Raw genomic sequence first — 26,364 nt, 5'->3', positions numbered from 1 at the left:
CTTGCAGGACATTTCCCTCCTGAAAAAACATGCAAGGACGGTTAACCCGATCAGATAACCGTCCCTTGCAGTTAATTGGCACAGGAAGCATACTCACGCAATACATATTTTAAAACTTTCCCCATGCTGTTTTTTGGAAGCTCCTTAATAAATTCCACATCGATCAGTTTATAATCCGCCAGATTTTCACGCGCATGATGGATCACTTCTTCTTTGGTAATATCATGGCCATCCGCTTTCACAATGTATGCCCGGGGCAATTCTCCCCAAACCGGATGCTTGACACCCACGACAGCCACCTCAGCGATTCCTTCCATCTGCAGAAGCACGGATTCCACTTGGGCCGGGAACACTTTTTCCCCGCCACAAACGATCATGTCACGGAGACGGTCGATCACATACAAATACCCTTCTTCATCCACCCGTCCCAAATCTTGCGTGTGATACCAGCCGTTCTTTAATACCTTTGCCGTTTCCTCCGGATTATTCCAATAGCCGGCAAACACCTGATCCCCGCGCACCAGGATTTCTCCGATCTCTCCGGGAGCACACTCCACACCCGTCAACGGATCGATGATTTTGATTTCAGTCAGATATAATCCTTTTCCGACAGAATAACAGCGGTTGATGTCCATTTCCGGCAAGAAATAAGTGACGGCACCGGTGAATTCGGTAGCTCCGTAAACTTGGATCACTGAAAATCCCAAATCGTGAAAAGCCTTGATGTAATTTTCCGGAACCAGGGAACCGCCGCAAACAATTCCGCGCAAAGAAAAAATGTCCTTATCAATGGTCTTCAACATTTCCAACATAAAGGGCAACATCGACGGCACCGACATCATTCCGGTGATCTTCTCTTCATCAATCAGATTCCACAGTTTGGAAGGAGTGAAATTGGATGCGATCACCAAGGCCATTCCCCGAATCAGTGCGTTGATGATAAACATCATGCCGCTGATATGAAAAAGCGGCGTCACAAACAAAAAACGGTCAGCCTTGCGAAGATCCAACGTGTTCACATTGGCCAATCCCGCCGCATACACATTGGCGTGGGTACTGATCACCCCTTTGGGATTTCCGGTGGTTCCGGAAGTGTAAATAATGGTGGCCATATCGTTTTCATGGACTTCCACATCGGGTTCTTCATCCGATTCGGTATAAAAAATGCTGTTGAATTGTTCCGACACCTGCTCTCCTTGAAAAACACAGATCACTTTCTCCACACAATCCGGAAGCACTTGCAGGCTGTCCTTGAAATCCTCATCATATAATAAAACTTTGGCTTGACAGTCTTTTAAAATATACTGAACCTCCACTGGTTTTAACCGGCAATTCACCGGAACCGTAACCGCGCCGATTTTGGCTGCCGCTAAGTATATGATCGGAAATGCGTATGTATTCTTGCAAAGCATGGCCACACGGTCGCCATGTTTCACGTTGAGACTCAGCAAATAATTGGCCAGCTGGTTCACTTTCTGTTTATATTCACGGAAAGTAAGGCGCTCGCCGTTATAGATGAGCGCTTCCAAATGTGGGGACAGTTCCGCCCGGCTGTTCAGCAAGTCTCCAATCACCATGTCTTTTCGCCTCCTTTACTAACATTTAAAACAAATAATATATTCTTTTATTTTACTATACAATTATAATATAAAAATATTAGCGTTTTTGAAGCAGGAACTTGCCTCTTTCCGAAAATAAAAGCTGACCGGCAAGTCCGAACAGGACCTCCCGGTCAGCCATCCCCACCGGAATCATGCATTTCCCAATCCGATCGGCAAAATATATATCACCATCATCGCAAAATGAACAGCGGTGCCGGCCATGATAAACAAGTGAAAAATTTCATGAAAACCAAATTTACCCGGAAAGAAATCCAGCCATTTGGTCGCATAAATGACGGCTCCGACGGTGTAAAACACCCCTCCCAAAACCATCAACAAGATCGCACCGGTTGGAAGCGCACGAACCAATTGCACAAACGGAACCACGGCGATCCATCCCAAAGTCAGGTAAAATGCGGTCGAAACATAACGCGGAATGTGCATGAAAAACAACTTCAACACGATGCCGAGAACCGATAACCCCCATACACTGATGAGCATCACCCATTGAAAGGTTCCGTTCAGGCCATAATAAAAGACCGGAGTGTACGAACCGGCGATCAACAAATAAATGGCACAATGGTCCATTTTCCTGAAGATCAATTCTTTTTCGGGAGTCGTCACAACCCAATGGTACAAAGAACTTGCGCCATACAGCAAAATCACACTCACACCGTAAATCGTCATCGTGACCAGTGTCGAGGGGTCGGGCCAACTGAAACCGATCAGGAAAAAAAGCCCGATGACAGCCGCCAAAAACGTAATAAAATGCGTCCAAGTATTGACGGGTTCCCTCATTTTAAAAAATTTCATTCAAAAACCTCCGGTCTGTTTGTAAGGATAAAGATGTTTCTCTTCATTTTACCATGAATGATTTCCATTTTGGGAAAATAAAAAAGCCCGGTCTTCCTCCAGGCTTCAATTCCGGTCTTTTCCCGTTTCAATCCCCTGCCAGCGTTTGGCCTTTCTCACCTCGATCCCGAATTGATCCAACGTGCGCACGACCACATGATCCACAATATCATCGATTGTTCGCGGATGATTGTAAAAGGCCGGCACCGGAGGCAAAATCGTTGCACCCATGCGCGACAAAGCCAGCATGTTTTCCAAGTGAATGTCATTCAGCGGCATTTCCCGGGTTAACAAGACCAATTTCTTCCGTTCCTTCAAAACCACATCCGCCGCCCGGGTCACCAGATTATCCGCAAGCCCGGTCCGGATCGAGGCCAATGATTTCATACTGCAAGGTGCAATCACCATCCCATCGACACGAAAAGAGCCGCTGGAAACCGATGCGGCCAGATTTTGTGACGAATGGCAGACCGTCGCCAACGCTTCCACTTGCGGAACCGTGTAATCCGTTTCCAATTCAATGTTCGCTCTCCCCCATTTGGATAAAATCAAATGGGTTTCCGTATCCGTTTCCCGCAAAAATTCCAACAATCGAATCCCAAAGATGGCTCCGGTCGCACCTGTGATTCCAACGACTAAACGCAAACAAAGTTCCCCCTCTGATGCATCCTCGATTTGCCTTCATTAATATGTATTGTAACAAATAAACGGCCCCGCTTCACCGCCGCGACAAAATCCCTGCATCCGGTCCGGTGCAGGGATTTTTGTTTGATCATTTTTTTTGCGGCAACAAAAAGCCGAATTCTTCATCATACAAGCCCTCTTTAAAAAACCACAAATAGTCGATTTTGCCTTCTTCATCGAAAAACATTTGAACTTTGTTCCCGTTGATTTGATAAGTTAAACTATCAATCTCAGTCCCGAAGTTGACAGACGGACTTTTCTTCGGAGCCGGCTTGCCAAAAACCTGAATAATGTCATCTTTTGTTACAGATTTTCAAATTCCCGAATAGATATGGATGTTAAAACGTCATTAAAAAATTTAAGTTTTATTTCCCGGTCTTTAAATTGATATTTCAACAACGTTTCATTATTTTGTTGATTCGCCTCTTTATGAGATACATTATTCTGATAAGTTCCGCATTTTCCGGACAAAACATCATGATAAGCGGTTCCCAGCGGCCCGCAATCATAATTTCCCAAATCCCCTTGGCTGATCCATTCATGCAATTGTTTGGCCGCCTTCACGCCACCGGCAGAGGAAATTCTCTTTGCTTGATCAACCGGATGAACTTCCGTTTCAAATTGTGTTCGCGGAGAACCGGTATAGCCGAACTTTTCTCTGGTCTCCAGATTGATATCTTTCAATTTTCCTGTGTCCTTGCTAAAATTTAACATCAAGTCATATACGGATAAAAGATATTGATAGTAAACCGTATCCGATTTCAAATTTGTTTGATTCTCCGCCGTTTCAACCGGAGTCCCAAAGACCCGTTTCATTTCATCCACAGACAATGATTCCTTCGATTCATCCATCACCTTGATCGCCTTTAACCGATCATTCTCAAAGTTCAAATGAACCAACTTGTGATCCCCATACTGATAGTACAAACTTGTCATGGTCGAGCTGACATCGTATGTATCTTTACGCGCAATCGGTTCCCCGCAACGATTGATCACATTGGTAATGCCGGAACCCAACGCACCGCATTCGTACTCAGGCATGTTCCCTTCGGAAGCCAATCGCTTCAGGCTTTCCATGTAGGTTTCTTTCTTTTCGCCTTCAAACAAATTGCGCACCCATTCATTCGTCTCATCTTCATAAGCGGCGAGGACAACCGTGAGGATCACCGGAATCAAAATCACGCTGAGAAAAGAAGACACCAGACGTAAAATCTTTTTCTTTCGTCTTCGTCTGGCTTCATCTAATTCCTCAACAGTCACAGGATCAATTTCATTCCCCATATTCTCTCTTTCTCTCTTATTCATCCCTTCCCCATGCACTCCTCAAATTTTTTAAATAACAGATTTATTAAAACAAATTCATTTTAACATGTCTCCATCCAATGATGTTAACAATCTTGTGTCATCTGCTTCCTGCATAAAAAAATACCTCCTGCCATCGAGGAGGCATTTTTGGTGCTTATGCTTATGCTTTTTCATTATCCGGAGCGGGTGTCACAACCGGTTCAATGATCAAAGCTTTTTCCACGATCTCTTCCAGAGAAAGTTCCAGATCATTTCAATAAATCAACCTCATGAACTCTGGAAATTAGGGACGGTTCTCTCCATAAGGGACAACCCCTCCGCCTCTTTTTCAGTGGAAGTGGAGCAACTTGCTTACGATATCTATCAACTCTTCTTTTGATCTGATCAAAGAGCCCGACTTGCTCCCTTCCGCCGATATCCATCTTGACGGACAGAGGCAATATCTTTATTTGATTTGACCTGCTTTTTAATTACTCCAGAAGGCACCGCCAATTTTGAATGCACTCACCGGGCAGGAATGCATCCAATTTTTCTTCGGTTCCTTGCAAAATCCTCGGAACAAATTCCCCGTTTTCGTCCATAAACCGCCCATGATAGGTTAAGTAACAAATCTCACACAGCACAACAAGCGCCTTGATCCACCCTTCCAGATCGGGGGATAGTCTTTTTAATGTGATATCTCCTTGACCGTGTCGCGCATAATACATTCCTTTGGATTTCATGTCGTAGATCAAAGGATCGAGACCTTTGTCTGCAATCACAATCCAAATCATCTTTCCACTCCGGATCCCTTTTCATATTTTGCAAATCGTGGCTGAAATTCATCTGCAAATCAATCAGTTCCTCCGGCTCGTACAATTGAATTGGATTTCCGCCAAAATCCAGCTCACCCATCCGCGGGGCTCTTCCCTGTACCAACCCGCCAGCTCTTCATCCATCCCCAATGCCTCTCTCAGTTCCCGGACAACCGTATCATCCGTGCATCTGCTTCAATCTGCAATTGCTCCTTAGCCTACTCCCTTTCCACCAACTAAATCTTGTTAACTTCATTACTTTGGCACCGACTATCCCTTTCAGCAAATCGGTTATTTCAGCCGGGACATATTCACATCCAATTTGGATCTCCATAAAAACCACCTTATTTCCACGCATCAATAAATCTTTATGAATGCAGTCCCCAGATCATTTACAGGACATCCAAGACGTTCACCAATCACTTCCGTCCTCTGCCTTTTTGAAAAGTAATCTTCAAATCCTTTTTTCATGATTCCACATCCTGATCGTCATAATCTCAATTTCTTGATAATATCATCAATCCCTGACCTGGCGTTCCCGTAAGTTCCCCGGATTAAAAAAAGAGTCTGAATCACAGACTTTTTAAGAACTTTTTAAAAGGGCTTCTATCACATCAACCACAGCGCTGACAGTCGGGGCTAATGCAGAAATCCCGGCCACGATGCCACTAAACTCCGTTAACGACTTATTTAACCCTTTCAATACTCCTTTTGTACATTTCCCGTTTTCAATCTGGCTTTTGGCTCCATTGACACTCAGCAGATATTCATCTTTTGTTTCCTCATCAAGCTCGGTTGTCGTTTCAATCCGCTGGATCAATTCATTTAGCTTTTGTTTCAATTCCTCTACTATTTCTTCCTTGGGATCAAGATGATTGCTGATATTTATGTTGGCATTTCTATTATCCATTGTGGCATTGCGGTTGTCTCCGATTTGAGTGCCATTCATCACATTGTTATTAAAATTTAAGGAAAAATTTCCGTTTCCCATTATCCGTTTCTCCTTTCAAGTATATAAAGTGGCATTTTCATTCATTCCAAATTGCGAGCGGTCAATGATACTATTCACAATGTTCATTTTATAAATCTGATGGGTTTTCTCAGGCAACTCCCGGTAAAAATCTTTTTTCATCCTTTCAAGCAAATCATTCACTTCTACTTCTTCCGGAAGTGCCGGTGCAAAAGCTGTTTCGGTTGCCAACACACTCATTTTTCTCAGTTTGCCGGAAGGCTCATTCCGATTCACACCGATATACCTCAAATCCCCAAAAGTCAAAAACGCTTTTTTTGCTCTTGAAGCGGCAACATTTAAAATATAGGGTTCCCGGTCAAAAAAGTGTTGATCCGTATTGGAAGTATATGTCGGGGAAAAAACAACCACGTCAAACTCGGCCCCTTGCAGCGAGTGGACGGTTCCCACAACAATTTGGTCAATCCCCAATTCTTTTAAGTATTTCCGAATGACTCTCGCCTGTTGGGCAAACGGGGTCAATACGGCCAATGTGTCCTTTTGTTTATCTTCCTTTATGTTGTACAAGTCAAAGAAATCTTGAATCCACAAGGCAATGGTTGCGGCTTCAATATGATTAATGCGACTGGAGCCGGAGGGTTCTTCCTGTCCTTCAATATCGACAAATCCGAGATTCGGAATGGAATATGGACTATTCTGGCCCGAACGAACAATTAAGTTTTTCCCATAGAACAACTGATTAAAATATTTTGCAATGGAAGGATGACAACGGAAATGCTCTTTTAACATAAACGGTTTCAAGTCTTCATCCAAATAACGTGTCAAGTAGTTGGCAAGTTTCAGCATACTTCCATCCGGTTGATGGAGCCCCATGGCTTCAATATCCAACGAAGTCTTATGTAAACCGGCCTCTTTGATATTCACTTCGCATCGCTCGCGGGACAAATTGGAAATCGGTGGTAATTGTTTGGAATCGCCGACCACCAGTCCTTTTTTGGCAAACGAAAGAACCGGAAACATATATTGCGGCAACACCTGGCTTGCCTCATCAATTATCAAAAGATCAGCAAACCCATAAAAATAATTGTACTTCTCATTGAAATATACCGGTGCCATATACATGGTCGATACAAAACACGGAGTCAACATCGCCACTTCCCGGTAAAAATCTTTTCGATCACTAAATTTTCCTTGCTTTTGTAAGATTCTTTCTTTTGCCCGTTCAATCCATCTTGCTTCCCAATAATGAGTGGAAAGATGAAAGGCCAGCACCCTGTGCATTTTATCAAACGCTTCCTGTGCACGAAACAGATCCATGGGAATCTCTTTATATTTTTTATATTTCTCTTGCAAATGAGTTAATTCATTTTGTGCTTGCTCATTTCTCTGTTTTAATTCTTCTGCTTTGGCCTTTTTGGCTGTCAGTTGACAGATCTTTTGATTACATTCTTTTTCCAATTCTTCCAAATAAGTTTCAATGGTTGTATCTTCATAGGAAGGAATGGAAGCACTGCTTAGAACTCTGTCCACAAACCGTTGATTGGCATAAACAAACCATTTTTCGAAGAATTTGTTTACCACCGGTAGCCGCAACAAAAATTTTTCCAATGGCTTTCGAATGCCTTTGTGTTTATCCCATGCATACATTTTCGCTTCAATGGCCTGTTTTTCTTTTTCCAAATCATTCAGCTGATTGCTCCAATGGGATAAAACCTGGTCCAAACTTTCAGCCTTGTATTCTTTCAGTAACTCGTGGATTTGCTTTGCCGTCAAATAATCCTCTGTCAAAACCCCCATCACTTCGTTTATTTCACCGACTGCTGTTTGCAACCTTGCATGCAACAGTTGTCTCGCTGATTTAATATCAGGAATGCTGAATCCGAAGTATCTGGAGGTTGCATTCAAAAAAGCTTTTTCGTATCTTTTTATATCTTGTTCGTCCAGCTCTTCGAAGTGGATCCAGTTTGTTTTCAGACTTTCTTTGTCATAAAAAATTAACTGGTAATCTTGGTGGTCCCCCTGTTTGGACGGAGCGATGCAATATGTCCCCAAACTTTTTACATCGGGAATCCATCGTTTTGCCAATAGTTCAATGTTATGAAAATGGTCTCCACTTGGAAATTGGTCTCTCTTCAGCTCAATGTTCTCGTCAAATGTTTTTAAAATGTTGGTGATGGCAAGATTTGTGCCGCCCGAAGCCAACAGAACCGGAGGAACATCACTTTGATCCAATGCGGAACAAACCCACATCGAAGCAAACACACTTTGCAACAGGGTCGTTTTCCCTGTTCCCGGCGGCCCCTCAATGGATAATAACTCTCCATCCTGCAACGCCAAAAAGTGATGAAGTGCCTTGCGTTGGGATTCAGTGAGCGGATCTTTGTTTTTGATCTGCCCTAAATGTTTTAAAGCCATGGTTTCATGATTTGACAATGTTCCTTGTTGCAATTCTTCTTTGGGGAGAAACAATTTAGAAACGAGCGGACTTTTTTTACAAAGCTCCGTGTATTTCTTTTTGCTGTACTTATTGACAATATGATTTTCATAAAAATTTTTCACATGACGGTCCGTGGCCGATCCCAAACATTCATTTGCATCAAATATAATGACTTCTTTCAGTTCCTGATAAGTCCCTAAAGTAATGAGCGAAATCACATTATCCAACACACGACGGGAAAAATCCTCGCATATTTCCAACGTCCGCTTCCAGCTTGGATTTGTCGGGAAAGGATGGTCTTTCCAATACCTTTCCACTCGTTCCAGAGAAGAAAATGTTAAATCCCCTTTGGAAGGACGTAAATATTTTCTCGGGATAAAAGGTTGACGTGTGGCCACCAATTCACCTGTTGATGTCACTTTGGCCGGTATCACCAACCAAACGGAATAGACATATGTCGACTCCCCGTTCTCTTGGTATTCTTTTTTCCGGTATAACTTCGGGCATATAAACAATTCACTGTTTTCATCAGTGCAATGCTTAGCCAATTGCGTAAAATCTGAAATTTTACCCGAATAATATTCCTCTCTGCTAATGCTGTGCAAGGGATTGATATTTCTTTCATTGATGTCCATATACCGGTTTTCTTCCAGATTGAGATTCCAATATTTTAAAAGCTCTTTATGAATAATAAAGGACACCTTCTTTCCCACTGTTATTTCATCGTCAACAATCATTTACATTATATCATTATCAATAAATTTATTTCATCATCTGTTTTCGAAACAGGAAGCAGCGGGAGAAATTCTCACGATTTCATAAGCAAACGGATTCATATTTTATCGCTGGAATTTAAAAATCAAAAAACCCCTGCATTCCGCAGAGGTTTTGATTTGGTGCTGGAGACAGGATTCGAACCTGCGACCCCTTCATTACGAGTGAAGTGCTCTGCCAGCTGAGCTACTCCAGCATGGTATTTCATTTTTGGTGGAGGCGAGCGGAGTCGAACCGCTGTCCGAAGACATCGCCACGCCAGCTTCTCCGAGCGCAGTCACTGTATTGAAGCTTCGCCTTCCATACTGCCCAGTGACAGGCGTTATGAAAGACTAGCCACTCAAGTTTCGCTTTCCGACCAGTGGCCGATCGGTCAGCTAGCCTGCTTGGTTATGAGACCCGGCAACTCCACACAGGCAATGGAGAGGCGGATCCTGGCTGGTTTAATTAAGCAGCCAGAGCGTAGTTTTCTTGTTTGCCAGTTACATTTGGCATTTGCGTTTTTAACGAGTTCGCAACCCCTCGGCTCGCTACTGACGCTCGATCTGTCCCCGTCGAATCCCAAGAACGCCCCCGAGATTCTGAGGAAATATCGAGCAATCTTTTCGCTACAGTTCAAGATTATAACACCATATAGAAAATCATGCAAGCATTTTTAACGATAATTTTGTTCTTTGAGTTTGCGTTCGATCATGCGCTCTGCATCCCGTTTGGCGGCGGTTGCCCGTTTATCGTACAGCTTTTTCCCGCGAGCGAGTCCCAACTGCAATTTGGCGAAACCGTTTCGCAGATGAATGTCAAGCGGAACCAACGTTAGCCCCTTCGTCTTGATCAAGCCGTACAATTTGTCAATCTCTTTTTTGTGCATCAGTAATTTCCGGGTCCGGGTGGGATCCACATTAAACCGGTTTCCCTGCTCAAACGGGCTGATGTGCATGCCAATCACAAAGGCTTCGCCGTTTTCTATCCGTGCATAGGCATCCCGCAAATTGACACTGCCTTTGCGGACCGACTTGATTTCTGTTCCGGTGAGAACGATGCCAGCTTCATATTGTTCTTTGATTTCATAATCATGAAATGCTTTTTTGTTTTTGGCAATCACCTTGACGCCTTTGTTTTTCATCGTTTTCACCTCGCCCCGGTTCTCCGTAGAAATGAATGGCAGATTTTATTCTAACAAGAAATGTTTTGTCAAGTCAATCATTATTTCCGGTCCGTTCCAAAAGCGAAGGAAAACTCCTTCGCTTTTGGGCGGAGGGCATTTTTTTATTTTTTCTTTGCTTTATTGCGGTATTTTTTCTTTTTCTTCTTCTTTTTCTTGTGCTGCTTTTGTTCTTTTGTTTTTGATTGGAAAGCTTCACGGTCCACTTCATAATACTTGCCTTTTTTTCCGCGCTTTTTCTCTTTTTCCCCGGATGCTTTTTTGGCTTTGATTTTCTTCCCTTTCTTTTTCAAGACCACGTCCTCTCCGGGGAAATGTTCCAACAGTTCAAAGTCGATTTTACGCTCGTCGATGTTGACCCCGCTCACTTTGATCCGCACTTTGTCCCCGATGCGCATGATCCGGCCGGTCCGTTCGCCGATCAGGGAATAAGAACTTTCATCATAATGGTAGTAATCATCCGTCAGGTAACTGACGTGCACCAGCCCTTCCACGGTGTTGGGCAGTTCCACAAAGATCCCGAACGAGGTCACGCTGCTGATGATTCCTTCGTACTCATCCCCGATCTTATCCATCATAAACTCGGCGATTTTCAAATCCTGGCTTTCTCTCTCCGCATCCACGGCAATGCGTTCGCGGATGGAAGATTGTTGAGCTGCATCCGGGAGGATTTCGTTTAATTCATCAATCCGCTCCACCGACAAGCTGCCCTTTGTCAACACTTCGCGGATGATCCGGTGAATAATGAGGTCCGGATACCGGCGGATCGGCGAGGTGAAATGACTGTAAAAAGGAGCCGCCAGACCAAAGTGGCCGATGCAATCTGCGGCATACTTGGCCTGCTTCATCGAGCGCAACATGACGGTGCTGATGACATGCTCTTCCCGTTTTCCCCGGATCTTCTCCAGCAAGGATTGGAGCGCGTGCGGCTTGACCTGATCCGGCCGCCCTTTGACCGAGTAGCCAAAGCTGGTGATGAATTCATAGAAAGCTTTCAGTTTCTCGGCATCCGGATTTTCGTGAATCCGGTACACGAACGGAACCTCCAAACGGTAAAAATGCTCGGCCACGGTTTCATTGGCCTTCAGCATGAATTCTTCGATCAGTTGTTCGGCGATGGTCCGGGGACGTTTGACAATGTCCACCGGCTCCCCTTTCTCATTGATGACCACTTTCGCTTCGGCAAAGTTAAAATCGATGGCTCCCCGTTGCAGACGTTTTCTGCGAAGGGTTTTCGCAAGATCGGCCATCAGGCGGAAGTCTTCCACCAAAGGCCGGTACCGCTCGATCAGTTCCGGGTCTTCATCCACGACGATTTTTTTGACATCGGTGTAAGTCATGCGCTCATTGGTACGGATCACGCTGGGGAAGATGTCATAATCGACCACATTGCCTTCCGGGTCAATCTCCATGTCACACGTCATGGTCAGGCGGTCCACTTTGGGATTCAAACTGCAGATGCCATTGGACAAACGTTTGGGAAGCATGGGAATCACCCGGTCCACCAGGTAAACACTGCATCCCCGTTCATAAGCTTCCCGGTCCAAAGCGGAACCTTCTTTGACATAGTAACTCACGTCGGCAATATGAACGCCCAGACGGACATTGCCGTTTTCCAGACGTTCCACCGAAACGGCATCATCCAAATCCTTGGCATCTTCCCCGTCAATGGTGACCATGGTACGTTCGCGCAAGTCGCGCCTTCCCTGGATTTCTTCTTCGCTGATTTCCCCGGGAATTTGCTCTGCTTCGGCCAGCACCTCTTCGGGGAATTTTTCCGGCAATCCGTGTTTTCGGATGATCGACAGAATGTCGACTCCCGGATCATCCTTATGCCCGAGGATCTCGATGATTTCCCCTTCCGCGCTGTGGCGCCCGGCAATCTGGTGCAGTTTGACGACCACCTTCTGCCCATCCCTGGCGTTCATCTGCAACTCGTGAGCGATAAAAATATCGGCCGGAATCCGTTTATCATCCGGAATCACAAAGCCGAAATGGGAAGACAAGCGGCGGAACGTTCCGACAATGCGGTCCCGTCCCCGTTTCAACACACGGACAATTTCCCCTTCCGGCCGCCGGTGCTCCGATTTTCTTTTATGAATGCGCACCAGCACCAAATCGCCATCCAACGCGCCGTTCATATCGTTCAGATGGACATAAATATCATCTAGATGGGCCGCATCGGGAATGACAAAGCCAAATCCTTTGGATGTTCCCTGCAAAGTGCCGCGCACCAGGTTGAACCGCTCCGGGACACCGTACCGTTTAGCCCGGGTTTGCACAATTTTTCCATCTTCTTCCATTTGCTGAAGCAGTTTGACAAACGCTTCCCTCTCTTCTTCCCCAATGCCGAAGACTTCGATCAGTTCTTCCAGCATCAGCGGCTTATAAGCTTGTTCCAACATAAAACGCCGAATCTCTTGTTCTGTGATCATACCTCATCTGCTGTGGGGAGATTCCCCGCGACAGATGCTTCACCTCACTTCTTATCGTTCATGGATGTTAAAGACACGTGCTTGATAAAGTGATCCACTTCATGAAATAATTTTTTTCTCTCTTTGTCCAACGTAATGATATGGGAAGATTTTTCATACCAAGACAGATGTTTGTGCCTGGATGAAATGGTCTCATAAATATATTTGGCACTTCGGGACCGGATGGTTTCATCTTGCCGCGATTGAATAATCAGTGCCGGAACTTCCACTTTGGGCAAATTTCGTTTTAACCGGCGAAGCAATTTCATCAGTTCCCCGACACTTTTGACGGGAGTCCGGTCAAACGGGACAAGATAGGCATCCACTTCCGGATCGGGGTGATTTCCTTTGGGTTTAAACCGGTAAAAACGATAGGCAAACCCGGCCAAAAATGCCCGCCGGTCCCGGACCCACACTGGAGCGCACATGGGAATGACCCCATCCATCGGCTTTTCGGCGGCAAGAAGCAGTGACAGGACGCCACCCATCGATAAACCGGCCACAAACAAGTGATCCAAGTCGGCTTTCGAGCGGATTTCATCATAAGCATCCAACGCGCTTTGCCACCAGTCCCGCCACCCGGTTTGCTCCAAATCTTCGGGTGTTTTGCCATGTCCGGCCAACAGAGGCGCATAAACGGTGTAACCTTTCTCCTTGAAAAAGTCCCCCATGGGCCGCATTTCAGACGGCGTCCCGGTAAAGCCATGTATCAATAGGATGCCCGTTTTTCCCCCGGAATAAAAAAAAGGTTCAGGTGAACGTTGTACCACTTTCATGATTGTGCATCCCCTTGGTTCGGATTTTATTTTTTAATATTCTAACCATAGCACACCCGATGAAAAAATGGAAAGAAATCCGACCGGAACTTCCCAAACAAAAAATCCATCCGAAGATGGACTTACCAAAGGATTATGGGGTATGTTCCGTCACATAATACAGATGAACTGTCGAAGTTTGCCCTTCCATGGGGACATTCAAAACAAACGTGATTTCATGGCCATCGTTGAGCAAATAGGTGACATAATAATCTCCCTCCGCTTCCACAAACCGATCCGCTTCCCCCAATGTGTCAAGCAATTCTTCCAATGTGATCTTTTGCAGGGCGGGATCAAAATCTTCCACCCATGTGACGGGGTTTCCCTTTTGATCGGGATCATAAATAAAGCGGATGTTCCGGTTCCAATAGTTGGCCGCCACACCGGAGTCGTCATCCGGCTCGCCCCACCACTTCTTCACCTCATCCAGCAAACTGCCCACCTGAAAAGGGCCGCTGTTTAAGGTTTTCTTTTCTTGCGCCAGCCACATGATATGTTCCAGGTACGCCCCTGCGTCATTATTCGCGGAAGCCGCCGCAGATGACAAGGGAAGCGCAAAAACGGCAAGAAGCCCCGCTATCAATGCAAAAGACAAAAGACGAAAGCTTCTTTTCACGGGAATCCTCTCCTTTCCGGCAGCGAATGGCCCCCTTCTGATCCCATTATACGAAGAAAAACCGGAATATCATATAGAAAATTCATATAAATGCTTCATTTTTCAACCCTTGTAAAAACAACAAAAAAACCACGACGTACAAACGTCGTGGTTTTTTTGCCTGGCAACGACCTACTCTCCCAGGGGTCATCCCCAAGTACCATCGGCGCTGGAGGGCTTAACTTCCGTGTTCGGGATGGGAACGGGTGGATCCCCTCCGCTATGGTCACCAGACATTTATTATAATAGCATGTCCTTATCCTCTTGGCAAGTCTTTTTTTAAAAAAAATAAAATAGAATTCCTTAAAGATATCTCTTAAGGAATTCCAGCTTTAGATTACTTCAAAAAGAAAGCAACAACCAAAGCAACAATAATAAACAAGGCTCCCAACACCACGGTTAACCGGTGCAACAGCGCATCCAAACCGCGTGCTTTTGCTTTTCCCATCAGGTGTTCAGCTCCACCTGCAATCGCACCGGACAACCCTGCACTTTTTCCAGGTTGCAGCAGGACAACGACAATCAACCCGATGCAAATGATTGCAAGGACCCATTTTGAAACAAGCGCCACGTTCACAACCTCCTTGCCGTCTCTCTAGATGACTTTATCATATTCGAATCGGCATTTCAATAATCCGGCGTCAACAGACAAAAGACCGTCGGACATTCAAACAAAAAAGGGCACAGGGAATTTTCCCCGTGCCCTTTATGAGATGTCGGTCATTCTTTTTCGATGGAGCGCAGGTTGTAAAATGCGGAACGCTTCGGATATTGAGCGATATGGCCCAATTGATCTTCAATGCGGATCAATTGATTGTATTTGGCCACACGATCCGTGCGGGAAGGAGCCCCGGTTTTGATTTGACCGGCGCCGGTTGCCACGGCGATGTCCGCAATGGTGGTGTCTTCAGTCTCCCCGGAGCGGTGGGAAATCACTGCGGTATATCCGGCACGTTTTGCCATTTCAATCGCATCAAAGGTTTCGGTGAGTGTGCCGATTTGGTTGACTTTGATCAGAATGGAGTTACCAACACCTTTTTCAATTCCGTCTTTGAGGCGGGTGGTGTTGGTGACAAACAAGTCGTCCCCGACAAGTTGCACTTTGTCACCCAAACGCTCGGTCATTTTTTTCCATCCATCCCAATCGTCTTCTGCCAAGCCATCCTCAATGGAGATGATCGGGTATTTTGAAATCAATTCTTCATAGAAATCGATCATTTCCTCGGAAGTGCGGCTGATGTTTTCCCCGGCAAAGTGATATTTGCCGTCACGATAGATTTCGCTGGAAGCCACATCGAGCGCCAGCATGATTTCTTCTCCCGGTTTGTATCCGGCACGTTCAATGGCGGTCACGATCGTGGACAAAGCTTCTTCGTTGGAACTCAAGTTCGGGGCGAATCCGCCTTCGTCGCCCACGCCGGTCGCATAGCCTTTTTCTTTCAATACTTTTTTCAGGTTATGGAAGATTTCGGCGCCGATCCGGACCGCTTCATGCATGCTTTCCGCACCGACGGGCATAATCATGAATTCTTGAATATCCACATTGTTATCGGCATGAGCGCCGCCGTTTAAAATATTCATCATCGGAACCGGCAGCACTTTTGCGTTAAATCCGCCCAAGTAAGTATATAACGGAACCCCCAAAGCCTCTGCGGCAGCGCGCGCAACTGCCATGGATACTCCCAAAATGGCATTGGCACCCAGGTTTCCTTTGTTTTCGGTGCCATCCATTTCGATCAGGGCACGGTCAATCGCCACTTGGTCCAGTGCATCCATTCCCGTGAGTTGGGGGGCAATCACGTCATTTACGTTTTGAACCGCTTTGAGCACACCTTTGCCCAAGAAACGCTCTTCATCCCCGTCACGCAATTCAACGGCTTCATAAGCACCGGTCGATGCACCGGACGGTACGATGGCGCGTCCCGTTGCACCGGATTCCAATACGACTTCCACTTCCACCGTCGGATTCCCGCGGGAGTCCAAAACCTCGCGGCCATAAACTTCAATGATGGTTGTCATTTGCTTGATCCCTCACTTTTATTTGGATTTGATCATCGATTTTCCTGTCATTTCTTCAGGTTGTTCAATGTTCAACAGATGGAGCAAGGTGGGAGATACATCCGCCAAAATCCCTTTTTCCCGCAAGGTCACTCCTTTTTTCGTCACGATAAAAGGAACCGGGAAGGTGGTATGGGCAGTGTGCGGACTTCCGTCTTCATTCACCACCATGTCTGCGTTTCCGTGATCGGCGATGATCACGGCCACTCCGCCTTTTTCAATTGTCAGGTCGACCACTTTCCCCAGGCATTCGTCAACGGCTTCCACCGCCCGGATCGTCGGTTCCAGTTTTCCGGAGTGGCCCACCATGTCCGGATTGGCGAAGTTCAAGATAATCACATCATGTTTTTCCGCCTCGATTTCCCGGCAAAGCGCATCGGCCACTTCATAGGCACTCATCTCGGGCTTGAGGTCGTAAGTCGCCACTTTCGGCGAATTGATCAAAATCCGTTCTTCACCCGGAAACTTCTCTTCCCGCCCGCCGCTGAAGAAAAAGGTGACATGCGGGTATTTTTCAGTTTCTGCAATCCGCAATTGTTTCAGTTGATGCCGGCTGACCACTTCCCCAAGCGTTTGGGCGAGATCAGTCGGTTTAAAGGCCACTTCGCCGTTTACCGCATCACTGTAATGTGTCAGGCAGACATAAGCCAGGTCTTGCGGATGCTCCGAACCGCGGTCAAACCCGTCAAAGTCCGGATCGGTAAAGGCGAGGGAAAGTTGAATCGCCCGGTCCGGACGGAAATTGTAAAAAATAACTGCATCATGATCGCGGATTTGGCTGACCGGTTCTCCGTTTTTATCCACGATGACCGTCGGGACCACAAATTCGTCATAGACAGACTCTTGGTAGGAGGCTTGTACCGCTTCCACCGGGTCGCCGTACCGGGGACCTTCTCCATAAACCATGGCACGATAGGATTTTTCCACCCGATCCCACCGTTTGTCACGGTCCATTGCATAATAACGTCCTTGAACCGTGGCAATCTTGCCGACACCGGCTTCATCCATTTTTTCCTGTAACTGCCGGATGTATTGGACGGCACTGTCCGGCGCCACGTCGCGCCCGTCCAAAAACGCATGCACATAAACTTCTTCCACTTTTTCTTTGGCAGCCAGATCCAAAAGCGCAAACAAATGGTTGATGTGGCTGTGCACCCCGCCGTCGGAAAGCAGTCCGAACAAATGGAGGCGGCTTTGGTTCTTTTTCACGTGTTCAATCGCTTGAAGGAACGCTTCGTTTTCAAAGAAGCTGCTGTCTTCAATTGCCTTGGTCACCCGGGTCAGATCCTGATACACAATCCGTCCGGCACCGATATTCAAATGCCCCACTTCGGAGTTTCCCATTTGTCCGTCAGGAAGACCGACGGCTTCCCCGCTTGCCTCGAGCGTTGCATGCGGATATTCGTTCCAATAGCGGTCAAAATTCGGTTTGTTGGCTTGCTTGACGGCATTTCCTTCCCGTGCCTCCCGAAGGGCAAAGCCATCCAAAATACACAACAACACTGGTTTGGGTCGGTTCATTGTTTCTCACCTTCACTTGCCTGACTTACCAACGAAGCAAACGAATCCGGCTTCAAGCTGGCTCCGCCCACCAACGCTCCGTCAATGTTTTTCTGCTTCATGAAGGAAGCCACGTTTTCCGGTTTCACACTGCCGCCGTATTGAATCCGCACCGCTTCGGCCACAGATGCATCATACAAGTCGGAAATGGTGCTCCGGATGAAAGAGCAAACTTCCTCCGCATCTTCAGCCGTGGAAGCTTTTCCGGTGCCGATGGCCCAAACCGGCTCATAGGCAATGATCGTTTTTTTCATTTCTTCGGCAGAAAGCCCTTCACAAGCAGATTTCACTTGTGCGGCAACGACTTCCATGGTTTTGCCGCTTTCTCTTTCTTCCAACACTTCCCCGACGCATACGATCGGGATCAAGCCGTGGGCGTGAGCCGCTTTGGTTTTCTTATTCACGTCTTCATCCGTTTCATTGTAATAAGCGCGCCGCTCCGAGTGCCCCAAAATCACGTACTGCACGCCTGCAGCTTTTAACATCGGCAAACTCACTTCACCGGTATATGCGCCTTGTTCTTCATAATGGGCGTTTTGCGCACCGATTCCGATCCCGCTGTTTTTGGTCTCTTCCACCAATGCAGGCAATGCCAGGAATGGTGCGCACAAAACCGTCTCCACATCTTGAGGGAGCTCAGTCTCCTTCAGCTCTTTGACAAAAAGCAATGCTTCGTCAATGGTTTTGTGCATTTTCCAGTTTCCTGCAATCACTGGCTTCCGCATCGAAGCAACCTCCTGTTATTGATCTTGTAGCACCGCCACTCCCGGTAATTCTTTTCCTTCCAAAAACTCCAAGGATGCGCCACCGCCGGTGGAAATATGATCAACCCGATCGGCCAATCCGGATTTTTTGATGGCTGCTGCCGAATCCCCGCCACCGATAATGGTCATGGCTTCGCTGTCAGCGACGGCTTCAGCCACGGCATTGGTTCCTTTGGCAAATTGATCAAATTCAAAAACACCCATGGGACCATTCCAGATCACCAGCTTGGACTCTTTCACAATCGCCTTGTACCGTTCTCTTGTTTTGGGGCCGATATCGACCGCTTCCATGTCTTCGGGAATCTGATCAATATCCACTGTTTTCACCGTGGAAGGATTGGGGCCGAATTCATCGACAACCACCACATCCACCGGCAGTTCAAACCAGACACCTTTTTCTTCCGCTTTTTGCATGAATGATTTGGCCAATTCCACTTTATCCGGATCGAACAACGATTTTCCGATTTCATATCCTTTGGCATGGACAAATGTATAAGCCAATCCTCCGCCGATGATCAAATGGTCCACTTTATCCAGCAAATTTTCAATGACGCCGATCTTGTCTTTCACTTTGGCTCCACCGATAATCGCCGTGAACGGACGTTTCGGATTGTTGAGCGCACTGCTTAACGTTTCAATTTCTTTTTGCAACAAAAGCCCGGCAACGGCCGGCAGATATTCAGCCACTCCGGCTGTGGACGCATGGGCGCGGTGAGCGGCGCCGAAGGCATCATTGACATATAAATCAGCGAGACGGGAGAAGGCTTTGGAAAGCTCCGGGTCATTTTTTTCTTCACCGGGATGGAAACGGACGTTTTCCAAAAGCAACACTTCTCCGTTCTTTAACGTTGACACTTTTTCTTCCACTTCCGGACCTGCCACTTCATCAACTTTGATCACCGGTTGCTTTAAGTATTCCGAAAGCCTTTCGGCCACCGGATTCAAACGCAACTCCTCCACCACTTTCCCTTTCGGCCGTCCCAGATGGCTGGCGAGCACGACTTTGGCGCCTTGTTCCACCAAATGGCGGATGGTGGGAAGGGCCGCACGGATCCGGGTGTCATCAGTAATTTTCCCGTTTTGCAACGGAACGTTGAAATCCACGCGGCAAAACACGCGGATTCCGCGTACATCCACATCTTTGACTGATTTCTTGTTCAAGGGGACTCCCTCCTTAATGCATGAGAAAGAGGAGAATGGTTCTCCTCTTTTCAGGTTCAATTCCGAAATCAGTATAGCATATTTTCAATTAGTATAACTTATTGATCTTTCAACTTTACAGACCTTTGCTGGCAATGTAGCTGGCCAGATCCACCACGCGGTTGGAGTAACCCCATTCATTGTCATACCAGGAAACGACTTTCACCATGTTTCCTTCCAATACCATCGTGGACAGTGCATCAATGGTGGAAGAATGAGGATCACCGTTGTAGTCGACAGACACCAGCGGTTCTTCGGAATAGTTGAGGATGCCTTTCAACTCTCCTTCTGCCGCTTTGCGCAACGCTTCATTCACTTGTTCAGCGGTGACTTCCTGATCCAATTCGGCAACCAAGTCCACAACAGATACGTTTTTGGTCGGAACCCGCATGGCAAAACCGTTCAATTTCCCTTTCAATTCAGGCAGTACCAAGGAAACGGCTTTGGCAGCCCCCGTGGTGGTCGGAATGATTGATTGACCCGCTGCACGTGCACGGCGCAAGTCTTTGTGAGGCAGGTCCAAAATTTGTTGGTCGTTGGTGTAAGCATGGACGGTGGTCATCAAACCGCGGCGGATGCCGAAGTTCTCATGCAAGACTTTGGCAAAAGGTGCAAGACAGTTGGTGGTGCAGGATGCATTGGAAATCACGTGATGGGAAGCAGGGTCGTATTTTTCATGGTTAACCCCCATCACAATCGTGATGTCTTCCCCTTTGGCCGGAGCGGAAATAATCACTTTTTTGGCTCCGCCGATCAGGTGTTTGGCGGCGTCATCCCGGTTGGTGAAGCGCCCGGTGGATTCAACAACAATTTCCACACCATAGTCTGCCCATTTGATTTGGGCCGGATCGCGTTCAGCCAACACTTTGATTTCCCGGCCGTTGACGCTGAAGCCGTTTTCGGTGGCTTCCACTTCGCCGTCGAATTTTCCATGAACCGAATCATATTTCAGAAGATGGGCCAGTGTTTTGGAGTCTGTCAAATCATTGACAGCCACCACTTCCAATTCCGGATGGTTCATCATTGCCCGGAAAACGTTGCGTCCGATACGGCCAAATCCGTTAATTCCCACTTTGATCATGGTAAAATTCCTCCTTGTTATCTATGCAAAGTATCACTGAGGACGGAACCGTCCAAGCGGTCTCATTCCAGCGACAAAATCGCTTTGGCGGCTCCCTCGTCAGTAATCAAAATATCTCTGGAAACCTTGGTGCTGATGGCCCGGATGGCTTCCGCCTTACTCGAGCCGCCCGCCACCGCAATGATATTTTTGGCATTGGCCAAATCATCCAACTTCAAACCCAAGGATTGCACACGGTAAACAATCTCCCCGTTGCGGTTGAAGTAATATCCGAAAGATTCCCCAACCGCCTGTTCACGCTGCAACTTGTCCAAGACGGCTTGGCTTGATTTTCTCCGCACTGCCATAGTCATAGCATTGCCAATCCCGTGAATGACAATGTGCGCTCTTTTAAGGGATTCCAGCACTTCCTGAATATGCGGTTCGCGAAGCAACGTTTGGTAAGCCTGGTCGCTGACTTGGTCCGGCACATGCATCATGCGGTAATGGCCTTTGGTTTTTTTGGCCATGAGCGAAGCAATGTAGTTTGCTTCCAATTCCACCGCTTCCCCGACCCCTCCCCGGGCCGGAACAAACATGGTGGATTTGAAAGCGGAAGACGGCATCATCATTTCCGCGACAGCCAACATGGTGCTCCCTCCGGAGACGGCAATCACCTGATCCGGTTCTGCAATTTTCCGGAGGAATCGCGCACAAGCCCTTCCCATTTCTTTTTTCACCCAATCCGATTGATCCGAGTCGCCGGGAACAATGATGACTTTTTTCAAGTTGAGGCAGGACTCCAAATCACGCTCCAATTGATTGAGTCCAAACAGCTCTTTCATCATCGGTTCCATCTCGGACAACAAATCGGCTCCGCTTTGGGTCAGCCTCATGCCGCTGGAGTCAACAGCCACCAAATCCTGTGTCCTTAAAAAATCGACTTCGGCACGAAGCACGCGTTCGGTGAAATCCAACACGCCGGAAAGGCTCCGCCGTCCCACGGGTTGCATCAATTGAATATGCCGCAGTATCTCATACCGCTTATGCATAACCCTCAGCAAGTCAGGCAATAATTGTTTCTGCAAATTGAGTAGATTTTTCATCAAACCCCCACCATTGGGACGCAATATGTCCCGTGTAGAAAAAATCGTCCCAATCACTCCAAAAAAAATCCCCGATGCTGGGATCAGTTTTATTTTATCCTAAGAGGGCAGTCTTTGACAAGTTTCCTCCGGCCTGATTTTATTGAACATTCACAGAAAACGCTTTCGTTTTGCAGATGATGCGATTCCCATTTCATCCCGGTATTTGGCCACGGTGCGCCGGGAGATCGAAACCCCCTCTGCCTTCAACAGATCCGCAATCTTCTGATCGGATAACGGCTTGGCTTTATCCTCGTTTTCAATCATTTGCCGGATTTTTTTCTGCACCGCACTTTGCGCCATGTCCACTCCGGTATCGGTCTGTAAGCCGGAAGGAAAGAAAAAACGGAACGGAAACAAACCGTTTGGCGTCTGCATGTATTTATGCTGGGTCGCCCGGCTGACCGTCGATTCATGGAGATCGACTTCTTCGGCAATTTGCTTCAATGTAAGCGGCTTCAAATGATCAACCCCGAGCTCAAAAAAGTCACGCTGCCGCTTCACAATGGCTTGGGCAACACGGTAGATGGTGTCTCTGCGCTGCTCAATCCCCTTCATCAGCCACAAAGCGGACTGCACCCAGTTTTTCAGATACCGGCTAACCTCTTCGCCCAACTCATCTTTTTGCCGCAACAATTGCTGATAATACCGGTTCACGGTCAGATTCGGCATATCCCCTTCATTCAGGAGAATCACGTATTCATCCTCCATTTTCTCGACATACACATCCGGTGACACATAACGGGGAGGAGATGAATGAAATTGAAGACCGGGTTTGGGATTGCACGATTTAATCTCTTCCACCGCACGATGCACTTCACTCAGATCCACTTGCAAGGCATCGGCGATCTTGCGCCATTTGGCATCCGCCACATCCGGCAAATGCTCCCGGGCAATGCGGATGGCTGTTTCATTGACACTCTCCCGCCGGCACAACTGCAGCTCCACACATTCTCCCAGCGAGCGGGCACCCACACCAGCCGGCTCCATCGATTGAATCACCTTCAAACACTTTGCAAACATCCCGCCATCGATATGCAAGCGCTTACATGCTTCACCGGAACCCAAATCCAAATATCCCTTTTCATCCAGATTGTGAATCAAATACAAACAAACCTTCCGTTCTTTTAAAGTCAGGGAATACTCGCAAAGTTGCGCTTCCAATTCATCGGCCAGCGTTTGATGTCCCGTGACAAAAGACTCAAACGACGGTTCGTCCGGTTCTTTCCGGTAGCCGATCCTGCTTTGCCGGGGCAAGTCACGCATATACTCCATCCACCGGTCCAAATCCGGCTCTTTTTTCTCTGCTTCGGAAACATTCAAAACCGGGTTTTCCATCATTTGGTCTTCTATATATTTTCGCAAATCGGTTGCGGAGAATTGCAAAATCTGAATCGCTTGGCGCAGTTCCGGGGTCATCACCATCTTCATCCGCTGTTCCTGAATCAAGCCAAAACCCACTTGCAGAGCCATTCTCTCATCCACCTCCGCCTACATCATATATGCAGCTCAATAATTTCTTCAATAAACAATTTCAATTATATTTTATCATAATATACCATTCATCATTTTACGCTTTTTTTACCACTCTCTTCCTTGAAAAAAGGGCAAAAAACAAAAAAGGTGCTTTTTGCATAAAAAGCACCTTTTTCTTCTGATGGTGCGCCTACCAGGATTCGAACCTGGGCACCTGGTTCCGGAGACCAGTGCTCTATCCCCTGAGCTATAGGCGCACGTTTTTCGAGTTGACGAAAGAAATTATATCACGGAAAAAATAATCATGCAAGATGTTTTTGGGAAAATTATTTCCAATTTCCGCAGGATGCTCTACACTAAACCCAGAATACATTTCAAAAAAGAAAAGGGGAGCCGAAACATGAACCATTTTCCAACATGGCCAGATTTCAAAGACATGGAGCTGGCATTTTTTCCGATCGGATCCACCGAGCAGCACGGATACCATTTGCCCACCAATACGGACAGCCTCATTGCGACCGCCATCGCCCAAAAGCTGGCAATGAAACATCAGGCATTTGTCGTTCCCACTCTGCCTTACTCTTGCTCCTTTGAGCATGCGGGCTTTCCCGGCAGCATCTCCCTCCGCATCGAGACGCTGTTCTCCATTGTCAAAGATGTGCTTTCTTCTCTGGAACAATCCGGGGTCAAGCGTTGCGTCATCATCAACGGCCACGGAGGAAACAAACTGCTTTCCAACTTCGCCCAGGAGCTCAATCAAAGCAAAAGCAGACTTTTGATCGCCCCGAGCCGGAAACACTGGGAACAAGCTTACCAAAAAGCGGGATTGTCATCCACCCCCTCTCAGGATATGCATGCCGGAGAAGGGGAAACTTCCATCTTGCTCCATTTGTTGCAGGAACAAGCGGTGCAATTGGAAAAAGCGGAAGATGTGGAAGTTTCCGACCGTCCCTTGTTGGAAGTTTTGGGAATGCAGGCATATACCAAAACGGGAACCATCGGTTATCCCACCCGTGCTTCCAAAGAAAAAGGGGAAAAGTTATTCAATGAATTGGTCCGGCAGATTGACCAAACCGTGACGGAATTTCTGCAAATATGAAAGCGATAAAAAACTTTTGAAAAAAAATTTTTTCTCTGCAACTCTTTTTCTGTTCCTTGCGTCTGTTAAGTAAATGGTCCTCCTAACCAGACTATTTTGTTCCCAAAGCTTTTTCGTCACGTTAGAAAAGGCCTTCTCTGTTTCTAAATTCTGTTTATGGACGAAGTCCCAGCTTCGTCCTCCCCCTTCTTTTTCTTATGGGATTCCCCTTATGACATAAATCCCTTTTATTTCAGGGCCCTTGAAGGCCCTGTTTTTTTATTCGTCAAAATTGATTTGACCTTTTTTGACCTTTGGGGTATCATAAAAGTAAAGCAACATCCATGTGGACAGATGAACCTTACCGAATGAAAACCATCCTTGATCCTTGAAAGGAGGGAAGGGTGCCGGACGATCCGTGCATCCCTGATAGATGAATCTAATCCCAATGGTTGTGGAACAAACCAATCGCGGTGAACGTTCCTATGATATTTATTCCCGCCTTTTGAAAGACCGGATTATTTTGCTGGGAAGCCCGGTGACCGACGAAGTCGCCAACTTAATCGTGGCCCAGCTTCTCTTTTTGGAAGCCGAAGACCCGGAAAAGGACATCCATCTGTACATCAACTCGCCAGGCGGCTCCATCACCGCGGGAATGGCCATTTATGATGCCATGCAATACGTCAAACCGGATGTCTCCACCATCTGCGTGGGATTGGCCGCATCCATGGGCGCATTCCTGCTGGCCGCCGGAAAAAAAGGAAAACGGTTTGCCCTTCCCAACAGCGAGGTCATGATCCATCAGCCACTGGGCGGGGCGCAAGGCCAGGCTTCCGACATAGAAATCCGGGCGAAACGAATTTTGCGGACCAGAGACCGCTTGAACAAGCTGCTCTCCGAATTCACCGGGCAACCGTTGGAAAAAATTGAACGGGACACCGACCGCGATTACTTTATGAGTGCGGAAGAAGCACTGAAATACGGTTTGATCGACCAAGTCATGAAACACAAATAAGCTTCGATGCCAAAAGACCTTGGGTGACCTCCCAAGGTCTTTTTATGCTTTCTACGGATTAATAAGGCGTCTCCATCCACTTTTCAGGAGGGACAATTTTCACATGAAACGGATTTGACGGGGTGGCCTCGTTCACTTTTTCATAAACCCGGTTGGCCAAATCCCGGTACTTTGAAGATGGAATGTGTTTTTCCGGCAAAATGTACATGATGATCTTTTGTTGTTTATACTCCACGCGGACATCTTCCACGCCTTCCACATCTCTGGCCACCTGCTTCATCTTGCTTTCCGGAAAACCCATATTGGTGAAAGAGTGGCTGTCTTTGTCCAGCCCTTCCCGTTCTGCGGGCTTTTCAAACCTTTGGCAGGCAAACAACATGACGGATAAAAGACAAAGAAAAAGGCAAAAAAACCGCTTCACAAAGAACACCTCCCTTTCTAGTTTGATGAAGGAAAGCGTTCTTTATGCGCAAAAAAGCCGAAGC

General features: G+C 46.9%; 22 protein-coding genes, 2 tRNA genes, 1 rRNA gene and 1 other RNA gene. 2 read left to right on the top strand and 24 right to left on the bottom strand.

What is annotated here, in order from left to right; all coding sequences use genetic code 11:
- Positions 1 to 71 precede the first annotated feature (71 nt).
- The 23 genes from FA954_RS02535 to FA954_RS02425 form a co-directional block, all read right to left on the bottom strand.
- The gene (locus FA954_RS02535) at positions 72 to 1,577 is read right to left on the bottom strand and encodes a class I adenylate-forming enzyme family protein (RefSeq protein WP_037997349.1); all 1,506 of its coding nucleotides are present in this window, start codon (positions 1,575 to 1,577) and stop codon (positions 72 to 74) included.
- Between the two features lie 174 nt (positions 1,578 to 1,751).
- The gene (gene trhA, locus FA954_RS02530; protein ID WP_037997346.1) at positions 1,752 to 2,414 is read right to left on the bottom strand and encodes a PAQR family membrane homeostasis protein TrhA; all 663 of its coding nucleotides are present in this window, start codon (positions 2,412 to 2,414) and stop codon (positions 1,752 to 1,754) included.
- Positions 2,415 to 2,519: 105 nt separating this feature from the next.
- A complete protein-coding gene (locus FA954_RS02525; RefSeq protein ID WP_037997344.1) occupies positions 2,520 to 3,098 on the bottom strand; it encodes a non-oxidative hydroxyarylic acid decarboxylases subunit B in 579 nt (192 codons plus the stop codon).
- 342 nt (positions 3,099 to 3,440) lie between these two features.
- On the bottom strand, positions 3,441 to 4,442 hold the full coding sequence (locus FA954_RS02520; protein WP_082240755.1) for a DUF4309 domain-containing protein: 1,002 nt from the start codon (positions 4,440 to 4,442) through the stop codon (positions 3,441 to 3,443).
- Between the two features lie 470 nt (positions 4,443 to 4,912).
- The gene (locus FA954_RS02515) at positions 4,913 to 5,215 is read right to left on the bottom strand and encodes a hypothetical protein (RefSeq protein ID WP_121874295.1); all 303 of its coding nucleotides are present in this window, start codon (positions 5,213 to 5,215) and stop codon (positions 4,913 to 4,915) included.
- Positions 5,216 to 5,819: 604 nt separating this feature from the next.
- Entirely contained in the window at positions 5,820 to 6,227 is a 408-nt protein-coding gene (locus FA954_RS02510; protein ID WP_138614837.1) for a hypothetical protein, read from the bottom strand.
- A gap of 15 nt (positions 6,228 to 6,242) precedes the next feature.
- Positions 6,243 to 9,356 (bottom strand): AAA domain-containing protein, encoded by a 3,114-nt coding sequence (locus FA954_RS02505; RefSeq protein ID WP_170151249.1) that lies wholly within the window; start codon positions 9,354 to 9,356, stop codon positions 6,243 to 6,245.
- 181 nt (positions 9,357 to 9,537) lie between these two features.
- Positions 9,538 to 9,613, bottom strand: a tRNA-Thr gene (locus FA954_RS02500).
- Positions 9,614 to 9,628: 15 nt separating this feature from the next.
- Positions 9,629 to 9,992: a transfer-messenger RNA gene (gene ssrA / locus FA954_RS02495) on the bottom strand.
- Positions 9,993 to 10,072: 80 nt separating this feature from the next.
- Complete coding sequence (gene smpB, locus FA954_RS02490; protein ID WP_037996146.1) at positions 10,073 to 10,540, bottom strand: SsrA-binding protein SmpB; 468 nt, start codon at positions 10,538 to 10,540, stop codon at positions 10,073 to 10,075.
- 143 nt (positions 10,541 to 10,683) lie between these two features.
- Complete coding sequence (gene rnr, locus FA954_RS02485) at positions 10,684 to 13,014, bottom strand: ribonuclease R (RefSeq protein ID WP_037996137.1); 2,331 nt, start codon at positions 13,012 to 13,014, stop codon at positions 10,684 to 10,686.
- A gap of 44 nt (positions 13,015 to 13,058) precedes the next feature.
- On the bottom strand, positions 13,059 to 13,829 hold the full coding sequence (locus FA954_RS02480; protein ID WP_037996134.1) for an alpha/beta hydrolase: 771 nt from the start codon (positions 13,827 to 13,829) through the stop codon (positions 13,059 to 13,061).
- A 133-nt stretch (positions 13,830 to 13,962) separates the two neighbouring features.
- Complete coding sequence (locus FA954_RS02475; protein WP_037996132.1) at positions 13,963 to 14,484, bottom strand: DUF4309 domain-containing protein; 522 nt, start codon at positions 14,482 to 14,484, stop codon at positions 13,963 to 13,965.
- A 158-nt stretch (positions 14,485 to 14,642) separates the two neighbouring features.
- Positions 14,643 to 14,757, bottom strand: a 5S ribosomal RNA gene (gene rrf / locus FA954_RS02470).
- Between the two features lie 103 nt (positions 14,758 to 14,860).
- Positions 14,861 to 15,094: a preprotein translocase subunit SecG gene (gene secG, locus FA954_RS02465; protein WP_037996129.1), complete on the bottom strand. Its 234-nt coding sequence runs from the start codon at positions 15,092 to 15,094 to the stop codon at positions 14,861 to 14,863.
- A gap of 149 nt (positions 15,095 to 15,243) precedes the next feature.
- The gene (eno, locus tag FA954_RS02460) at positions 15,244 to 16,542 is read right to left on the bottom strand and encodes a phosphopyruvate hydratase (RefSeq protein WP_037996125.1); all 1,299 of its coding nucleotides are present in this window, start codon (positions 16,540 to 16,542) and stop codon (positions 15,244 to 15,246) included.
- Positions 16,543 to 16,560: 18 nt separating this feature from the next.
- The gene (gene gpmI, locus FA954_RS02455) at positions 16,561 to 18,102 is read right to left on the bottom strand and encodes a 2,3-bisphosphoglycerate-independent phosphoglycerate mutase (RefSeq protein WP_037996123.1); all 1,542 of its coding nucleotides are present in this window, start codon (positions 18,100 to 18,102) and stop codon (positions 16,561 to 16,563) included.
- On the bottom strand, positions 18,099 to 18,866 hold the full coding sequence (tpiA, locus tag FA954_RS02450) for a triose-phosphate isomerase (protein ID WP_037996120.1): 768 nt from the start codon (positions 18,864 to 18,866) through the stop codon (positions 18,099 to 18,101). Before tpiA ends, gpmI begins: the two co-directional genes overlap by 4 nt.
- 15 nt (positions 18,867 to 18,881) lie before the next feature.
- Positions 18,882 to 20,066 carry a phosphoglycerate kinase gene (locus FA954_RS02445; protein WP_037996117.1) on the bottom strand — a complete coding sequence of 395 codons (1,185 nt, stop codon included), beginning with the start codon at positions 20,064 to 20,066 and terminating at the stop codon, positions 18,882 to 18,884.
- Positions 20,067 to 20,181: 115 nt separating this feature from the next.
- Positions 20,182 to 21,186, bottom strand: coding sequence for a type I glyceraldehyde-3-phosphate dehydrogenase (gene gap, locus FA954_RS02440; protein WP_037996116.1), 1,005 nt, complete (start codon positions 21,184 to 21,186; stop codon positions 20,182 to 20,184).
- A 62-nt stretch (positions 21,187 to 21,248) separates the two neighbouring features.
- Entirely contained in the window at positions 21,249 to 22,271 is a 1,023-nt protein-coding gene (locus FA954_RS02435; RefSeq protein ID WP_037996115.1) for a sugar-binding transcriptional regulator, read from the bottom strand.
- A gap of 150 nt (positions 22,272 to 22,421) precedes the next feature.
- Complete coding sequence (gene rpoN, locus FA954_RS02430) at positions 22,422 to 23,783, bottom strand: RNA polymerase factor sigma-54 (RefSeq protein ID WP_138614836.1); 1,362 nt, start codon at positions 23,781 to 23,783, stop codon at positions 22,422 to 22,424.
- Between the two features lie 185 nt (positions 23,784 to 23,968).
- Positions 23,969 to 24,043, bottom strand: a tRNA-Arg gene (locus FA954_RS02425).
- 143 nt (positions 24,044 to 24,186) lie between these two features.
- Here FA954_RS02425 and FA954_RS02420 point away from each other — a divergent pair.
- Together FA954_RS02420 and clpP are read left to right on the top strand one after the other, a co-directional pair.
- Positions 24,187 to 24,885: a creatininase family protein gene (locus tag FA954_RS02420; protein WP_049720658.1), complete on the top strand. Its 699-nt coding sequence runs from the start codon at positions 24,187 to 24,189 to the stop codon at positions 24,883 to 24,885.
- Between the two features lie 412 nt (positions 24,886 to 25,297).
- Entirely contained in the window at positions 25,298 to 25,879 is a 582-nt protein-coding gene (clpP, locus tag FA954_RS02415) for an ATP-dependent Clp endopeptidase proteolytic subunit ClpP (RefSeq protein WP_037997422.1), read from the top strand.
- Between the two features lie 58 nt (positions 25,880 to 25,937).
- Here the strand turns inward: clpP and FA954_RS02410 are convergent, their stop codons facing one another.
- Complete coding sequence (locus tag FA954_RS02410) at positions 25,938 to 26,300, bottom strand: hypothetical protein (RefSeq protein WP_037997424.1); 363 nt, start codon at positions 26,298 to 26,300, stop codon at positions 25,938 to 25,940.
- Positions 26,301 to 26,364: the final 64 nt, after the last annotated feature.

This window comes from Thermoactinomyces vulgaris, from assembly GCF_005886755.1.
Lineage (GTDB): Bacteria > Bacillota > Bacilli > Thermoactinomycetales > Thermoactinomycetaceae > Thermoactinomyces > Thermoactinomyces vulgaris.
The sequence above is the reverse complement of the archived record's forward strand: the minus strand, read 5'-3'. Positions and strand labels throughout refer to the sequence as shown.

Coding starts and splice junctions, on each gene's coding strand:
- FA954_RS02535 (WP_037997349.1), bottom strand. CDS start 1,577: ATGGTGATTGGAGACTTGCTGAACAGCCGGGCGGAACTGTCCCCACAT.
- trhA (WP_037997346.1), bottom strand. CDS start 2,414: ATGAAATTTTTTAAAATGAGGGAACCCGTCAATACTTGGACGCATTTT.
- FA954_RS02520 (WP_082240755.1), bottom strand. CDS start 4,442: ATGAATAAGAGAGAAAGAGAGAATATGGGGAATGAAATTGATCCTGTG.
- FA954_RS02515 (WP_121874295.1), bottom strand. CDS start 5,215: ATGATTTGGATTGTGATTGCAGACAAAGGTCTCGATCCTTTGATCTAC.
- FA954_RS02510 (WP_138614837.1), bottom strand. CDS start 6,227: ATGGGAAACGGAAATTTTTCCTTAAATTTTAATAACAATGTGATGAAT.
- smpB (WP_037996146.1), bottom strand. CDS start 10,540: ATGAAAAACAAAGGCGTCAAGGTGATTGCCAAAAACAAAAAAGCATTT.
- rnr (WP_037996137.1), bottom strand. CDS start 13,014: ATGATCACAGAACAAGAGATTCGGCGTTTTATGTTGGAACAAGCTTAT.
- FA954_RS02480 (WP_037996134.1), bottom strand. CDS start 13,829: ATGAAAGTGGTACAACGTTCACCTGAACCTTTTTTTTATTCCGGGGGA.
- eno (WP_037996125.1), bottom strand. CDS start 16,542: ATGACAACCATCATTGAAGTTTATGGCCGCGAGGTTTTGGACTCCCGC.
- gpmI (WP_037996123.1), bottom strand. CDS start 18,102: ATGAACCGACCCAAACCAGTGTTGTTGTGTATTTTGGATGGCTTTGCC.
- tpiA (WP_037996120.1), bottom strand. CDS start 18,866: ATGCGGAAGCCAGTGATTGCAGGAAACTGGAAAATGCACAAAACCATT.
- gap (WP_037996116.1), bottom strand. CDS start 21,186: ATGATCAAAGTGGGAATTAACGGATTTGGCCGTATCGGACGCAACGTT.
- FA954_RS02435 (WP_037996115.1), bottom strand. CDS start 22,271: ATGAAAAATCTACTCAATTTGCAGAAACAATTATTGCCTGACTTGCTG.
- rpoN (WP_138614836.1), bottom strand. CDS start 23,783: ATGGCTCTGCAAGTGGGTTTTGGCTTGATTCAGGAACAGCGGATGAAG.
- FA954_RS02420 (WP_049720658.1), top strand. CDS start 24,187: ATGAACCATTTTCCAACATGGCCAGATTTCAAAGACATGGAGCTGGCA.
- clpP (WP_037997422.1), top strand. CDS start 25,298: ATGAATCTAATCCCAATGGTTGTGGAACAAACCAATCGCGGTGAACGT.